This window comes from Silanimonas sp. (assembly GCF_027531545.1).
Taxonomy (GTDB): Bacteria; Pseudomonadota; Gammaproteobacteria; order Xanthomonadales; family Xanthomonadaceae; genus Silanimonas.
Window position 1 is genome coordinate 248,409 of sequence record NZ_JAPZSC010000006.1, and the last position, 16,364, is coordinate 264,772.

8 protein-coding genes are annotated in these 16,364 nt (G+C 68.2%); 5 read left to right on the top strand and 3 right to left on the bottom strand.

What is annotated here, in order from left to right; all coding sequences use genetic code 11:
* The first annotated feature begins 5 nt into the window (after positions 1-5).
* Complete coding sequence (locus O9280_RS05450) at positions 6-2,084, top strand: EAL domain-containing protein (protein ID WP_298339841.1); 2,079 nt, start codon at positions 6-8, stop codon at positions 2,082-2,084.
* On the opposite strand, the gene O9280_RS05455 is transcribed toward O9280_RS05450, so the two are convergent.
* Together O9280_RS05455 and O9280_RS05460 are read right to left on the bottom strand one after the other, a co-directional pair.
* Entirely contained in the window at positions 2,069-3,040 is a 972-nt protein-coding gene (locus O9280_RS05455; RefSeq protein ID WP_298339843.1) for an NAD(P)-binding protein, read from the bottom strand. The two genes, O9280_RS05450 and O9280_RS05455, sit on opposite strands and share 16 nt — an antisense overlap.
* A 26-nt stretch (positions 3,041-3,066) precedes the next feature.
* The gene (locus O9280_RS05460; RefSeq protein WP_343228728.1) at positions 3,067-4,278 is read right to left on the bottom strand and encodes an acyl-CoA dehydrogenase family protein; all 1,212 of its coding nucleotides are present in this window, start codon (positions 4,276-4,278) and stop codon (positions 3,067-3,069) included.
* A gap of 96 nt (positions 4,279-4,374) precedes the next feature.
* Between O9280_RS05460 and O9280_RS05465 the strand changes: the two genes are divergently transcribed.
* Positions 4,375-5,328, top strand: coding sequence for a metalloregulator ArsR/SmtB family transcription factor (locus O9280_RS05465; protein ID WP_298339849.1), 954 nt, complete (start codon positions 4,375-4,377; stop codon positions 5,326-5,328).
* Positions 5,325-9,137, top strand: coding sequence for a methionine synthase (gene metH, locus O9280_RS05470; protein WP_298339852.1), 3,813 nt, complete (start codon positions 5,325-5,327; stop codon positions 9,135-9,137). Before O9280_RS05465 ends, metH begins: the two co-directional genes overlap by 4 nt.
* Before the next feature lie 15 nt (positions 9,138-9,152).
* On the opposite strand, the gene O9280_RS05475 is transcribed toward metH, so the two are convergent.
* Positions 9,153-11,429, bottom strand: a complete 2,277-nt coding sequence (locus O9280_RS05475) for a PAS domain-containing methyl-accepting chemotaxis protein (RefSeq protein WP_298339855.1) — start codon at positions 11,427-11,429, stop codon at positions 9,153-9,155.
* A 238-nt stretch (positions 11,430-11,667) separates the two neighbouring features.
* On the opposite strand from O9280_RS05475, the gene O9280_RS05480 reads away from it, so the two are divergent.
* Positions 11,668-13,860, top strand: coding sequence for a M3 family metallopeptidase (locus O9280_RS05480; RefSeq protein ID WP_298339857.1), 2,193 nt, complete (start codon positions 11,668-11,670; stop codon positions 13,858-13,860).
* Positions 13,861-14,072: 212 nt separating this feature from the next.
* Positions 14,073-16,346 carry a DEAD/DEAH box helicase gene (locus O9280_RS05485; protein ID WP_298340612.1) on the top strand — a complete coding sequence of 758 codons (2,274 nt, stop codon included), beginning with the start codon at positions 14,073-14,075 and terminating at the stop codon, positions 16,344-16,346.
* The last annotated feature ends 18 nt before the right edge of the window (positions 16,347-16,364 follow it).

Below are 16,364 nucleotides of genomic sequence, written 5' to 3' on the forward strand. Positions count from 1 at the left end.
CCCGAATGCCCACGAACGACGCCGTCCTGCGCCTCCTACTGGTCGATGACCGGCTGGAGGATGCCGAGCAGCTCACCAGCATGCTCCGCAATGGCGGCATGGCCGTTCGTCCGCAGCGCCCCGACAACCTCGAGGAACTGCGCAAGCTCCTGTCGACCCAGAGCCTCGACCTGGTCGTGGCCACCCTCACGGCGACCTCCATCCCCTTCGAGACCGTCGTCCGGGAAGTGGAAGCGAGCGGCAAGGACCTGCCGGTGCTCGCGGTGCTCGAAGCGCTGAACGAGTCCAACGTGCTCGAAGCCCTGAAGCTCGGGGCCCGCGACGTCGTCTATCGCCACCAGCCGGCACAAGCGCAGACCATCGTCCGCGCCGAGGCGGAATTCGTGAAGACCCGCCGCGCCGTCCGCGTCCTCGAGGCCCAGCTGCGCGAGACCGAGCGCCGCTGCGACGCCCTGATCAACTCCTCGCGCGACCCGATCGCCTACATCCACGAAGGCATGCACATCCGGGCCAACGAGGCCTACCTCGAGATGTTCGGCTACGAGACCTACGAAGACATCGAGGGCCTGTCCGTCCTCGATCTGATCGCGCCCTCGAATGCGGGTGGGTTCAAGGACCTGCTGAAGCGCATCTCGAAGGGCGAGGCCCCGCCGAAGCAGCTGCAACTGCAGGCCATCGACGCGAACGGCGACGAGTTCGACGCCCTGATGGAGTTCACGCCGGCAAGCTACGAGGGCGAGCCCTGCCTGCAGATCGTCTTCCGTCCGCAACTCGTCGATGCCTCGATGGCGGCCGAACTCGAAGCCCTGCGCCTGCGCGATTCGCTCACCGGACTCGCCAACCGCGCGTACTTCATGGGCGAGCTCGAGAGCACCGTCGCCGCGGCGGCCGGCGGGCGACACCACCAGGCCTTGCTGCTGGTGGAACCGGACAACTACGAGACGCTCGTCGGCACGATCGGCATGGCCCAGGCCGACGAACTACTGAAGGCGTTCTGCGCCCGTCTCGGCACGGCACTTGACGACACCACGCTGGCCGGACGCCTTTCCGACCACCGTTTCGCGGTGATCTGCCGCCTCCATGACCACAAGGCCAGCCTGGTTCGCGCCGAGAAGATCCGCGCCGCGTTCCAAGGAAAGATCCTCGAAGTAGGCGACCGTTCGCTGACCCTGACGGTCAGCGTGGGCGGCGTGCAGATCGGCGAGCGCAACGCGCAGATCGGCCCCGTCCTCAGCCGCGCGGAAACCAGCCTGCAGTCGGCCATGGGCGTGGGCGGCGATCGCGTCGAGATCCACGATCCGGCGGCCCGCGACCGCGCCGAGGAAGAGCGCATCCAGGCGTGGGTGCAGCGCCTCCGTGACGCCCTCGACAACGACGGCTTCACCCTGCACTACCAGCCGATCATCAGCCTCAACGGCGAGCCCGGCGAAACCTACGAGGCCTACCTGCGCCTCAAGGGCAATGGCGGCGAGATCATCGGCCCGACCACCTTCCTGCCACTCGCCCTCGAACAGGGCCTCGGCCCCGAGATCGATCGCTGGGTGATCCGCCGTGCCATCGCAGTCATCGCGGAACGCAGGGCGGCTCGGAAAGAGACCACGCTCTACGTGAAGCTCGGCCCGGAGAGCATCTCGGCGAGCGATCGGCTGGGCGAGGAGATCGTCGAGGCGGTGAAGGCGGCGCGTATCCCCGGCGAACTGCTGGTGCTGCAGTTGCACGAACCCGCGGTCTTCACCCACCTGAAGGCGATCCAGGCCTTCGCCCAGCCCCTCCACGCCGCCGGTGTCCGCCTGGCGCTGGAGCATTTCGGCACCGGCCTGAACTCGTTCCAGCTGCTCCAGCACATCGATGCTGACGTGGTGAAGATCGACCGCAGCTACATCACCGAGCTTTCCAAGAACAGCGACAACCAGGCGAAGGTGCGCGAATTCGCCGAGAAGGCCCGTGGCCTCGGCAAGACCTGCGTGGTGCACTACGTGCAGGATGCTGCGAGCATGACGGTGCTGTTCGGTATCGGCGTGGACTACGTGGAGGGCGACTTCCTCGCCGCCGCGGGTCCCACGATGAATTACGACTTCGGCTGACGCGCGGCGATCAGCCGGCCCGCTGCCGCGCGACCGGACAACCAGGCCCGCTCGGCAGGCGGCACATCCGTCAATGGGGGCGGGCCGAAGGCATCGCCGGCGAGCACGAGTCCCGCCGACTCCAACGGCACCGGATCGAGAATCCCGAGCGGCCGCGAGTAGCGCCAGCGATGCGCGGACACGTCGCGAATAGCCTCTGGGCCGATGCCCGTCCGGGCGATGAAGGCATCCCGCAGACGTAGGGCAACGGTCCCGGCATCGGCCTCCAGGTTCGCCTCGCTCCACGCGTTGGTCGCATGCAGGACCCAATGCCCGGCGTTCGGCCGACCGGGCTTGTCGGCTTCGCGATAGATCGCGTCAACGCCATCTCCGGCACCGGAGTCCGGCGGGCCGCATTCGGCGGAAGGCTCGGACTCAAGCAAGACGGCCCAGCAAGGCGCATAGCGGATGCCGGCAAGGGCATCGAGCGTCCGAGGCGGAACGACGTCGTCGGCTAGCGCGCTAGCCCTGAGTAGGGCCCAAGCCTGCGGCGCGGGAACAGCAAGGACCAGCGCCGGTGCCGCGCCGACCACGCGACCCTCGGCATCCAAGGCCCGCCATGACCCGGCCTCGCGATGCAGGGTGGCGACGGCCACCGACCAGTGCACGTCGAGCCCGTCGAGAAGACCCGCCACGAGGCCGTTCATGCCCGGCACGCCCACGTAGCCCTCGCCCCAAGGGGCCGCACGTCCGGCGACTATCTCTTCCGCGAGCCATCCGGCGAACGCCGGCGTGTTCGCCTGCAGTGTCGCCGCGCCGTGGTCGAAGCCGCCGGCTTGCTTGCGCCGAGTGCTCAGGCGACCGCCGGGACCGCGCCCTTTGTCCAGAGCGCGAACTCGCCAACCGGCCTCGGCCAACGCACGGGCTGCGGCGGCACCGGCAAGGCCGGTGCCGACAACGAGAACGTCGGCGTCCATCCGTGCGGAGCCGACGCCGTCAGGCCTCAACGCAGGCCGGTTTCGTTGCGCGCAATGACGAGACGCTGGATCTCGCTGGTGCCCTCGTAGATCTCGGTGATCTTGGCATCGCGGAAATAGCGCTCCAGCGGCATTTCCTTCGAGTAACCCATACCGCCGTGGATCTGGACCGCGGCGTGGGTGATCCACATCGCCGCTTCGGAGGCCGTGAGCTTGGCCACCGAGGCCTCGGTGCTGAAGCGGCCACCGTTCTTGTCGGTCTGCGCCTTGGCCCACGCCGCGCGCAGCGTCAGGATCTGCGCGGCATCGAGCTTGCACTTCATGTCGGCGATCTTGGCCTGGATCATCTGGAAGCTGCCGATGGCCTGGCCGAAGCTCTTGCGCTCCTTCACGTAGGCCACGCTGGCCTCGTAGGCGGCGCGGGCGAGGCCGACAGCCTGCGAGGCGATGCCGATGCGGCCCGCATCCAGCACGCCCATCGCGATCTTGAAGCCCTCGCCTTCGACGCCGACGACTTCATCGGCGCTGGCCACGTAATCCTGGAACTCGATTTCGCAGGTGGCCGAAGCGCGGATCCCCAGCTTCGGCTCGGTCTTGCCACGGAAGAAGCCCGGCTTGGCGGTGTCGACCATGAAGGCGGTGATGCCCTTGGCGCCCTTCGACGCGTCGGTCATCGCGAACAGGATGATGTACTTCGCGACCGGTCCGGAGGTGATCCAGCTCTTCTTGCCGTTGATGACATAGGTGCCATCGGCCTGCTTCACGGCGCGGCAGCGCATGGCCGTGGCGTCGGAGCCGGACTGCGGCTCGGTCAGGGCGAAGGCGCCGATTTCGCGCCCTTCGGCGATCGCGCGGACGTACAGCTGCTTCTGCGCTTCGGTGCCGAACTTCAGGATGCCGTTGCAGAACAGCGAGTTGTTCACCGACACGATGGTGCTGTGAGCGCAGTCGGCGGCGGCGATCTCGATCATCGCCAGCACGTAGCTGATCGGGTCCATGCCGGCGCCGCCGTATTCGGTCGGGACCTCGATGCCCATCAGGCCGTTCTCGCCGAGGATGCGGATGTTCTCGAGCGGGAATTCTCCCGTCTGGTCGTGGTGCTCGGCGCTCGGCGCGATCTTCTCCTGCGCGATGCGACGGGCCACGTCCTGGATCATCAACTGCTCTTCAGTGAATCCGAAATCCACAGCACACCCCGATCGGCAAACGGAAAGTCGCGAGTGTAACCGTTCATCCATACCCCACGGCATGGTGTCGGGGTGAAGACGCGCCTTGACCGGGCCGGGAGCGGCCTCCAGACTAGTTCATCGCTGAATTCGGATACAAAGATAGATATGGACCTGCAAGCCTGGTCGGACTGCCTAAAGGTGCTGGCCGACCCCACCCGCGTGCGCCTGCTGGCCCTCGTCGAGCGTGAAGAGCTGACCGTCGCCGAGCTGGCGACCATCACCCACCTCGCGCAGCCCCGTGTCTCGACCCACCTCGCCAAGCTGCGCGAAGCCGCCCTGGTCGTCGACCGGCGCTCCGGGGTTTCGGCCTACTACCGCTTCAACGACGCGATCGAACCCGCCGAGGCCGCGCTGTGGCGCACGCTGCGCGACGGTGCGAACGATCCGCTGCTGCGGCAGGACGCCGAACGGCTTCCCACCGTCCTGGCAGCCCGTGCCTCCGACCAGAACTGGGCGGATTCCGTGGCCGGCGACATGGAACGGCACTACTCGCCGGGCCGCACTTGGGAGGCGCTGGCCCGCAGCGCCCTGCCCTTGCTCGAACCCGTCGACGTGTTGGACATCGCTTCCGGCGACGGGCTGATGGCCGAGATGCTGGCACCGCATTCACGCCGCTACCTCTGCATCGACGCCAGCCCCAAGGTGATCGCCGCCGCCCGTGAGCGCCTGTCGCGATACGCCCACGTCGAGTTGCGCGAAGGCGACATGCACGCCATCGAGTGCCCGGACTCGGCCTTCGACCTGGTGCTTCTCATGCATGCCCTCACCTACGCCGAAAAGCCTGCGAAGGCGCTTGCAGAAGCCGCGCGGGCGCTGCGCCCCGGCGGGCGCCTGCTCGCCACCTGCCTGGCGAAGCACGAGCACAAAGCCGTGGTCGAGCCCTACGGCCACCTCAATCTCGGCTTCACGGAGAAGGAGCTGCGCAAGCTGGCGGAGAAGGCCGGCCTCGAGGTGCGCGTCTGCGAGGTGGTGGCGAAGGAGAAGCGCCCGCCGCACTTCGAGGTGATCAGCCTGATCGCACACAAGCCGGGCTCGTCGACGGAGCGCAAGCGCGCATGAACCGGCTCCCCTGGAAACACCCAGCTCGCGCCCAGCAGCTGCTGGACGCCATGGCATCGCGGATCCTCGTGCTCGATGGCGCCATGGGCACGATGGTGCAGAAGCACCAGCTCACCGAGGCCGACTACCGCGGCGAACGCTTCAAGCAGGGCTTCGATGGCCTGCAGTTCTCGCCGAAGGCGAACGACATCCCGTCCGGCCACGAGCGCGCGCCCCTGGCGCCCGACCACGTGCATGGCGAAGGTTGCGGCTGCGGCAGCGACCTCAAGGGCAACAACGACCTGCTGGTTCTCACCCGCCCGGACATCATCGCCGGCATCCACCGCGCCTACCTCGAGGCCGGCGCCGACCTCATCGAAACCAACACCTTCAACGGCACGCGGGTCGCGCAGGGCGACTACCAGCTCGAGCACCTCGTGCCCGAACTGAACCGCGAGGCGGCCAAGCTCGCCAAGGCCGTCTGCACCGAGTTCGAAACCCGCGATCCTGCGAAGCCGCGCTTCGTGGTGGGCGTGCTGGGCCCGACCCCGCGCACGGCATCGATCTCACCGGACGTCAACGACCCGGCCTTCCGCAACATCGATTTCGACACCCTCGTGGCGCAGTACCGCGAGGCGGCGGAGTCGCTGGCTGAAGGCGGCGCCGATGTGCTGATGGTGGAAACCATCTTCGACACCTTGAACGCGAAGGCCGCGCTGTTCGCGCTGGAGACGATGTTCGCCGAGCATGGCGCCCGCTGGCCGGTGATGATCTCCGGAACGATCACCGACCGCTCCGGCCGCACGCTCTCGGGCCAGACGGCGGAAGCCTTCTGGTACTCGCTGCGCCACGCCCAGCCGCTGTCTATTGGATTGAACTGCGCCCTCGGCGCTCGCGACCTGCGTGCGCACATCGACGTGCTCTCCTCGGTCGCCGAATGCGCGATCAGCTGCCACCCGAACGCTGGCCTTCCGAACGCCTTCGGCGGCTACGACGAACAGCCGTCCGAGACCTCGGGCGTGCTTCGCGAGTTCGCCGAAGCGGGACTGCTGAATGTCGTCGGCGGCTGCTGCGGCACGACGCCCGACCACATCGCCGCCATCGCGAAGGCAGTCGCCGGCCTGCCGCCGCGCGCCCTGCCCACGCTCAGTGCCCACATGCGCCTGGCGGGGCTGGAGCCCTCGGTGATCACGCCGGAGAGCAACTTCGTCAACGTGGGCGAGCGCACCAACGTCACCGGCTCGGCCCAGTTCAAGAAGCTGATCCTCGAAGGCCGCTTTGATGAGGCCCTCGTGGTCGCGCGCCAGCAGGTGGACAACGGCGCGCAGATCATCGACATCAACATGGACGAGGGCATGCTCGATGCCGAGGCCGCGATGGGGCGTTTCCTCCGCCTGATCGCCGGCGAGCCGGACATCGCCAAGGTGCCGGTGATGATCGACTCCTCGAAGTGGAGCGTCATCGAAGAGGGCCTGAAGAACGTCCAAGGCAAGCCCATCGTCAACTCCATCTCGCTGAAGGAAGGCGAAGCCGAGTTCCTTCGCCAGGCCGAGCTGCTGCGTCGCTATGGCGCCGCCGTGGTGGTGATGGCCTTCGACGAGCAGGGCCAGGCCGACAGCTTCGAGCGCAAGGTCGAGATCTGTTCGCGGGCCTATGCCCTGCTGACGGAGCGCGCCGGCATCGCACCCGAAGACATCGTCTTCGACCCCAACATCTTCGCCATCGCCACCGGCATCGAAGAGCACGACGGCTATGCCGTGGCCTTCATCGACGCAGCGCGCGAGCTGAAGGCGCGCTTCCCGCTCGCGCATGTGTCGGGCGGTGTCTCCAACGTCAGCTTCGCGTTCCGCGGCAACAACGCCGTGCGCGAGGCCATCCACGCCGTGTTCCTCTACCACGCCATCCAGGCGGGCATGGATTTCGGCATCGTCAACGCCGGCGCGTTGGCGCTGGTCGACGACCTCGACGCCGAACTGCGCGAGCGCGTCGAGGATGTCGTCCTGAATCGCCGCCCCGACGCCACCGAGCGCCTGCTCGCGATCGCCGACCGCTACAAGGGCAAGAAGGGCGAGGTGAAGGTCGAGGACGCCGCGTGGCGCGAGTTGCCGGTGGTGGAGCGCCTCAAGCACGCGCTCGTCCACGGTATCGATGCCTTCATCGAAGGCGACACCGAGGAGGCGCGGCAGGCGCTCGGCCGCCCGCTCGACGTGATCGAAGGCCCGCTGATGGCCGGAATGAACGTGGTGGGCGACCTGTTCGGCGTCGGCAAGATGTTCCTGCCGCAGGTGGTGAAGTCGGCCCGGGTGATGAAGAAGGCCGTCGCCGTGCTGCTGCCCTACCTCGAAGCCGAGAAGGCCGCGGCGGGCGGCGACGCCAAGCAGCGCGGCAAGATCCTCATGGCCACGGTGAAGGGCGACGTGCACGACATCGGCAAGAACATCGTCGGCGTGGTGCTCGGCTGCAACAACTTCGACGTGATCGACCTCGGCGTGATGGTGCCGGCGCAGACGATCCTAGATCGCGCGAAGGAAGAGAATGTCGACCTGATTGGCCTATCCGGGTTGATCACGCCCTCGCTGGAGGAGATGAGCCACGTCGCCAAGGAGATGAAGCGACAGGGCTTCAACGTGCCGCTGATGATCGGTGGCGCCACCACCAGCCGCGCACATACGGCGCTGAAGATCGATCCGCACTACGCCGAGCCGGTGGTGTGGGTGAAGGACGCTTCGCGCGCCGTGGGCGTGGCCCAGAGCCTGCTGTCGAAGGACCTGCGCGAGCCCTTCATGGCGGGCATCGTGGCCGACTACGACGAGGTTCGCCGCCGTCACGCCAATCGCGGCGACGCCAAGCCGCTGATGCCGCTGGAGCGCGCTCGTGCCAAGCGCTTCGCGCCGGACTGGTCGGCCTACGCGCCGCCGCAGCCGCAGGCACCGGGCGTCACCGTGTTCGAAGACGTTCCCCTCGAGGCCCTGCGCTCCGTCATCGATTGGACGCCCTTCTTCCAGACCTGGGAGTTGGCGGGCCGCTACCCGCAGATCCTCGACGACGCGGTGGTCGGCGCCCAAGCCCGTGAACTGTGGCGCGACGCCCAGGCCATGCTCGACCAGCTCATCGCGGAGAAATGGCTGACCGCCAAGGCCGTCGTCGGGCTGTGGCCGGCGGCCCAACAGGGCGACGACATCACCGTGTTCGACCCGGCGCGCCCGGTCCATCGGCTCGCCACCCTGCACACCCTGCGGCAGCAGGCCGACAAGCCCGACACGCGGCCCAACCTCGCGCTCGCGGATTTCATCGCGCCGGCGGGCCACAGCGATTGGGTGGGCGCCTTCGCCGTCAACGCCGGCATCGGGATCGATCCGCACGTGGCGCGTTTCGAGGCCGCGAACGACGACTACAACGCCATCCTGCTGAAGGCCTTGGCCGACCGCTTCGCCGAAGCCTGCGCCGAATGGCTGCATCGCGAAGTGCGCACGCGCCTTTGGGGCTACGCCAAAGACGAGCCGTTCGACAACGAAGCCCTCATCCGCGAGGACTATCGCGGCATCCGTCCGGCGCCGGGCTACCCCGCCTGTCCAGAGCACAGTGAGAAGCGGACGATCTTCGACCTGCTGCAGGCGGAAGCGCGCATCGGGCTCTCGCTCACGGAGAACTTCGCCATGTACCCGGCCTCGGCGGTGAGCGGCCTGTACTTCAGCCACCCAGACAGCCAGTACTTCGTGGTCGGCCGCCTCTCACGCGAGCAGGTGGCCGACTACGCGAAGCGCAAGGGCATTCCGCTTGAGCAGGCGGAACGCTGGCTGGCGCCGAACCTCGACTACGACCCGGAATAAGCCCGAGTCGTCGAATCACGGCAGGCGGAAGCTGCCGGCCGCGCCGGCGAGCTGGGTGCTCTGCTCTTCGAGTGCGCGTGCCGAGGCGCTGGCCTCCTCGACCAGTGCGGCGTTCTGCTGGGTGGCGGTGTCGAGCTGGCTGATCGTCTGGTTGACGGTGCCGATGCCCTGCGCTTGCTCCTCGCTGGCGGCACTGATCTCGGCGACGAGCTGGCCCATCTTTTCCACCTCGGCGACCAGCGAACGGATCGACTCACCGGCTTGGCGCACCTTGCCGGAACCGGACCGTACCGCCTCCGCCGAGTCGCCGATCAGGGTCTTGATCTCCTTGGCCGACGCCGCACTCCGCTGCGCCAGCGCGCGCACTTCCGCGGCGACCACGGCGAAGCCGCGCCCTTGCTCGCCCGCCCTCGCCGCTTCCACCGCGGCGTTCAGCGCAAGAATGTTGGTCTGGAAGGCGATGCCGTCGATGACGGTGATGATGTCCTCGATCTTGGCCGACGCTTCGGCCACCTCGCCCATCGCCCGAACGGCGTCGTCCGCGACCAGGCCACCCTCGTTCGCGATGCGTCCCACGCCCTCCGAGAGCCTGCGCGCCGTGCGCGCGTTCTCCGCGTTCTGCTGCACGGTGGCGGTCAGTTCCTCCATCGAGGACGCCGTCTCCTCGAGGCTGGCCGCCTGCTGCTCGGTGCGCTCCTGCAGGTCGGCGTTCCCGGCGGCGAGTTCCGACGACACCGTTCGGAAGACAGCGACCGCCTGCTGGATGCGGCCGACGATGTCCGCGAGCTCCTCGACGGTGCGGTTGGCGTCCGCCGCCATCTGGCCGAAGGCCCCGGCGTAGCGCTGCGCCATGCGCACGCGCAGGTCGCCCTGCGCCAGCGAGGCCATGAAGCCCTGGAGGTTCGCGGTGATGTCTTCGAAGACGTCCAGAACCCGGTTGATGCCCTCGCCCAGCTGCCGCACGTAACCGGTCTTGCTTTCGAGATCGATGCGATGGCCGAGCTCGCCACGGCTGGCGGCGTCTACGACCTCCTGCACTTCGCGTTCGATCGCGAGCTCGAGGGTGCGGTCCTTCCACTCCACGACGTAGCCGATGAGCATCCCGGCGTAGCCGAAGGCCGGCGTTACCACGAGGTCGAAGCTCAGGCCGGCGATCACGACCCGGCCATGGTGCGGAGCCTTCAAGCCCGCGAGCATGGCGCGCTGCCGGCTGGGATCGCGATGGAAGCGGTCGATGGACGAACCGACGATGGAGTCCGCGCGGAACCCGGGGATGGCCGTCGCAATCCGGGCCTGGTGGCGTCGGAAGGTCTCGAGCACGGCGCGGTTCGCGAACACGATGTCGAAGCGCCGGTCCGCGACCATGATGTTGGTCTCGGCCATGTCCAAGGCCTGGTTGATGCGCGCCGACGCCGCGGCCTCGCGACGCAGGCGTTGCGTGCTGAATTCCAACCGCACCTGCAGCGACTTGAGGCCGAGCAGCACGGCACCGACCTCATCCGCCCGCGCGATGTCGACGAAGCCGTCGTGCTTCTCGGCCGCGATTTCCCGGAACAGTGCCTTGGCACGGTCCAAGCGTCCGACCACGTCGCGCGCGAGCCACCAGGCCGAATAGGTCGCGAAGGCCGCGCCGGCGGCGAGCCCGCCCACGAGCAGGCCCCGTCCGACGCCACGGGATTGCAGCCACAGCAGACAGGCTGCGAGGCCGATGCCGAACAGCGACAGCAGGAACAGGCGGAAGGTCAGCGTGAGACGCCACAGCGGGTTGAGCGTTCGCGCCAGGCTCGGCGGGTGGACCACGCCGTTCTCGATCTCGAAGCGGGCGAGGCGGCCTTCGCGGATGTCGCGGTACAGGCGTTCGGCCTCGTCGATCCTCCCCCGGCTGGGTTTCCGCCGAACCGACACGTAGCCCTCGAGCTCGCCGCTTGCGGCATAGATCGGGGCGACGTTCGCCTCCACCCAATAATGGTCGCCGTTCTTGCAGCGGTTCTTCACGAGCCCGATCCAGGGGCGGCCCTTCTTCAGGGTGGCCCACATGTCGGCGAACGCGGCGGCGGGCATGTCCGGGTGCCGGATGATGCGGTGCGGCTGGCCGAGCAGTTCGGCCTCCGCGTAGCCGCTGATCTCCATGAAGTAGCCGTTGACGTAGGTGATGCGGCCTTGCGGATCCGTGGACGAGACGATGGTCTCGCCGTCGCGGAACTCGGCCTCCACCCCCGTGACCGGGCGGTCCTTGAGGGCCTCCCGCGTGAGCGGAGCCTTCGCCTCGCTCGCCGTCTCGAGTGCGCTCATGACCGCCCCCCGCCCAGAGTGTGTGGGACCAGTACAGCCCGCCGGGCGGTGGGCCCACCTGATCCACGTCAAACGAAGGGCGGGCTCAACCTTACGGGGTGCGGATTCTCGACCGGACTCACGCCCGGCGGGGGCTGCACGGGGTTGGTCCACGGGATGCTCACGCGTTGAAGGCGATGCAAGTGCTACGAATTCGCAGTCGCACTTTTGCGGCCTTACACCAACCCTGATGCCGTCCATGACCAAGACGACCCTCGCCGCCGCACTCGCGGCCGCCCTGCTGTTTTCCCTGCCGGCCAGCGCGCCGGTGGAGGCCAGCGACACCGCCCCCGCGGCCGCCGACCTGCAGGCCAACCCCTTCCTGCAGGCCGAATGGGCGACGCCCTTCGGCGCGGTGCCTTTCGACCGCATCCGCCCGGAGCATTTCGTGCCGGCGTTCGAGGCCGGCATGGCGGCGCACCTCGTGGAAATCGAGGCGATCGCCAAGAACCCCGACGCGCCCGACTTCGGCAACACCATTGCGGCGATGGAGCGCGCCGGCCGCGACCTCGACCGCGTGGGCGCTGTCTTCTTCAACATGACGTCGGCCAACAGCAATGACGCAATTCGAGCCATCCAGACCCAGATGGCGCCGCGGATCGCTGCGCACCAGAACGCCATCCTGCTCAATCCGGCGCTCTTCGCCCGAGTCAAGGCGGTGTACGCCAACCGCGCCAACGCTGGACTCGATGCCGAACAGATCCGCCTGGTCGAGCGCCATCACCTGCAGTTCCAACGCGCTGGCGCTGCATTGACGGAAGCGCAGCGTGGCCGCGTGGCGGCGATCGGCGAACGCATGGCGTCGCTCTCGTCGACGTTCCAGCAGAACCTCATGAAGGACACCGACGAGTGGGCGCTGTTCCTCGACGAGGCGCAGATGGCGGGCTTGCCGGCGCCTCTCAAGGCCGCCGCCGCCGCAGAGGCCAAGGCCCGCGGCCAGGAGGGCAAATTCGCGATCACGCTGCAGCGCCCCAGCGTCGAGCCCTTCCTGACCTTCGCCGAGGACCGCGCCCTGCGCGAGCAGGCCTGGAGAGCATGGATCCTTCGCGGCGACAACGGTGACGCCGAGGACAACAAGGCGTTGATCGCCGAGATCGTGGCCTTGCGCGCCGAGCGCGCCGAGATCATGGGCTATGGCTCGCATGCCGAGTTCACCCTCGACGACACCATGGCCAAGACCCCCGAGGCGGCGCTGGAGCTGATGCGCCGCGTGTGGGAGCCGGCGCTGGCGCGCGCGAAGGAAGAGCGCGCTGACATGCAGGCGCTGATCGCCCGCGAGGGTGGCGACTCTGCCCTGCAGGGCTGGGACTGGCGCTACTACGCCGAGAAGGTCCGCAAGGAGCGCTTCAACATCTCGCAGGACGAGATCCGCCCCTACTTCCAGCTTGACCAGTTCATCGCCGCGCAGTTCTACCTCGCCAAGCGCCTGTTCGGCCTCGAGTTCAAGGAGCGCAAGGACCTCCCGGTCTACCACCCGACCGTCCGCGTCTGGGAAGTGACCGGCCGCGACGGCCAGCACGTCGGCCTGTTCTACGGCGACTACTTCGCCCGACAGGGCAAGTCGGGCGGCGCGTGGATGAGCAGCTACCGCGCGCAGGAAAGGTTCGACGGAGCGGTCACCCCGCACATCGTCAACGTGATGAACATCCCGGCGCCGCCGGAAGGCGAGATCGCCACCGTCTCGCTGGACGACGCCATCACCCTGTTCCACGAGATGGGCCATGGCCTGCATGGACTGATGTCCAACGTGAACTATCCGAGCCTCGCGGGCACGGCGGTCTCGCGAGACTTCGTCGAGTTCCCGGCGCAGATCCTCGAGCACTATGTGCTGACGCCGCACTTCCTGAACAAGTTCGCCACGCACAAGACCACGGGCGCCTCGATGCCGGTGGAGCTGCAGCAGCGGCTGATCGCGTCGCGCCAGTTCAACCAGGGCTTCGCGACGGTCGAGTTCCTGTCCTCGGGCTTCGTGGACATGGACTTCCACGCGTTGACCGCCGATGCCGCGAAGGGGATCGACGTCGCCGAGTTCGAGAAGCAGTCGCTGGCGCGCATCGGCGCCATCCCGGAAATCCCGATGCGTCATCGCAGCCCGCACTTCGCCCACATCTTCGCGGGCGGCTATTCGGCCGGCTACTACAGCTACCTGTGGTCGGAGGTGCTGGACTCGGACGGCTTCGACGCGTTTTCGGAGACAGGCGACCTCTTCAACCCGGAGGTCGCGGCACGGCTGGAGAAGTACGTGTTCTCGGCCGGCAACCTGCGTGATCCGATGGCCGCCTACGTGGCATTCCGCGGCCGCGAGCCGGTGGTCGAGCCGCTGCTGCGCAACCGCGGCTTCCTCGCCGACGGCAAGCCCGGAACCGCGGCGGAGAGCGACAACGAAGGCTGACGAGCCGCCGCCGCGTGCCACCCAAGACGGGGCCTTCGGGCCCCGTCGCATTTCGAGGCGTCGCAAACCGTGAGACGGGCCGGGGCGAAAACAGGGTCCTCCCGACCGGTGCCCCTATGAACGCTGTCGTCCGCCCCGAATCCCCGACCGGCCAGCCCGACGAGAAGGTGCTCTCGCCGGAACCGCGACACACCTCCCTTTCGGTTGCGGGTGTGAACGGCGCTCAGTGGGTGCAGCGCCTCGGCCGCAAGTACGCCGATCGCATCACCGCACTGCGCCGCTTGCCCGCCCGAGAGGGCGACTACGTCGAGTTTCCGCCGGACTTGCCCACCGGACTGGCCGACGCGCTGCGCGCCCGCGGCGTCACCCGCCTCTACCGCCACCAAGCCGAGGCCTGGCGGGCGGCACAGGACGGCGAGAACCTGCTCCTCGCCACGCCGACCGCCTCCGGGAAATCGCTGTGCTACCTGCTGCCCGCGCTTGCCGCGGCGCGCCACGGCGGCAAGGCGCTGTTCCTGTTCCCGACCAAGGCACTGGCGCAGGACCAGGTGGCGGAACTGATCGAGCTCTCGACGGCCGGGCAGCTCGGTGTCCGTGCCGCCACGTTCGACGGCGACACCCCCGGCGATGCGCGGCAGGCCATCCGCGCCGGCGGCGACGTGGTGGTCACCAACCCCGACATGCTCCACCAAGGCATCCTGCCGCACCACACCAAATGGGCCGCCCTGTTCGAGAACCTCCGCTACGTGGTGATCGACGAGATCCATGGCTACCGCGGCGTCTTCGGCAGCCATGTCGCCAACGTGATCCGCCGGCTGAAGCGCTTGTGCACGTTCTACGGCAGCGATCCGCAGTTCATCCTCTGCTCGGCGACCATCGGCAATGCCGTGGAGCACGCCGAAGCGCTCATCGAAGCGCCGGTCCACGCCATCACGGAAAGTGGCGCACCCACCGGCGAGAAGTTCCTGCTGCTCTGGAACCCGCCGGTGGTGAATCCGGATCTCGGCCTGCGGGCCTCGGCGCGCTCGCAGTCGGTGCGCATCGCCCGCATCGCCATCAAGGCGGCGCTCAAGACGCTGGTGTTCTGCGGATCGCGCACCCAGGTCGAAGTCATCACCAAGTACCTCAAGGAAGTCTTCGACCGCGAACCCCGCGGCCCGGCGAGGATCCGCGCGTATCGCGGTGGCTACCTGCCCAACGAGCGGCGTGAGACGGAGGTGGCCATGCGCGCCGGGAAGGTCGACGGCATCGTCAGCACCTCGGCGCTGGAGCTCGGCGTCGACATCGGCGCGCTCGACGTCGTGGTGTTGAACGGCTGGCCCGGTTCGGTAGCGGCGACGTGGCAGCGCTTCGGTCGTGCCGGTCGGCGCCAGCAGGCCTCGGTGGGCGTGCTGGTAGCCAGCAGCGAAGCGATCGACCAGTACGTTGTGCAGCACCCGGAATACTTCTTCGGCGCCAACCCCGAACACGCGCGCCTGCACGCCGACCAGCCGCTGGTGCTGCTCGACCACGTGCGCTGCGCGGCCTTCGAACTGCCCTTCAGCGCTGGCGAGCGTTTCGGGCCGGTCGAAGTCGACGGCTTCCTCGACCTGCTCGCCGAGGACGCCGTCGTGCACCGGGAAGGCGAACGCTGGGAGTGGATCGCCGACAGCTACCCGGCCAATGCGGTGAACCTGCGCGCCGTCGCGGACGGCAACTTCGTCGTCGTGGATCGCACGGACGGCCGCCAGACCATCATCGCCGAGGTCGACTACACCGCCGCGGCGCTCACCTTGTACGAAGGCGCCATCCACATGGTGCAGTCGGTGCCCTACCAGGTGGAGCGTCTCGACTGGCCGGGCCGCAAGGCCTATGTGCGCCGCACCTTCGTCGACTACTACACCGACGCCATCGACCACACCAAGCTCAAGGTTCTGGAGCGCTTCGACGCCTCGCCGCTCGGCGCCGGCCAGTGCGAAACGGGCGAGGTCCACGTGGTGCGCCGCGTGTCCGGCTACAAGAAGATCCGATTCCACACGCACGAGAACATCGGCTACGGCCCGGTGCAGTTGCCGGACCAGGAACTGCAGACCACCGCCACCTGGTGGCAATTGCCGCCGGCCGTCCTCGAGGCAGCGTGGCCAACACGCGAGCAGGCCCTCGCCGCCCTCCACGGTGCGGGCAACGCCCTGCACTGCGTCGCGCAGCTGGCGGTGATGGCCGAAGGACGCGACCTGCAGAAGTGCGTCGATGACGCGCATCCCGACGGCCGATTCCATCCGGCGCTCTACCTCTACGACGCCTATCCGGGTGGCATCGGGCTGTCGCAGCCGCTGTACGAACGTCGTGCCGAGCTGGTGAAGCGCGCCCGTGGCCTCGTGGCGGCCTGCCCCTGCACGCGCGGTTGCCCGGCCTGCGTCGGGCCCGTCGCCGCGCCGGTGAAGGACGAGGCGGAAACACCGAAGCGCGCCGCACAGCGCCTGCTCACCCTGTTCGAGGCCGTATGAGCGCGGCCCTCGAGTGGC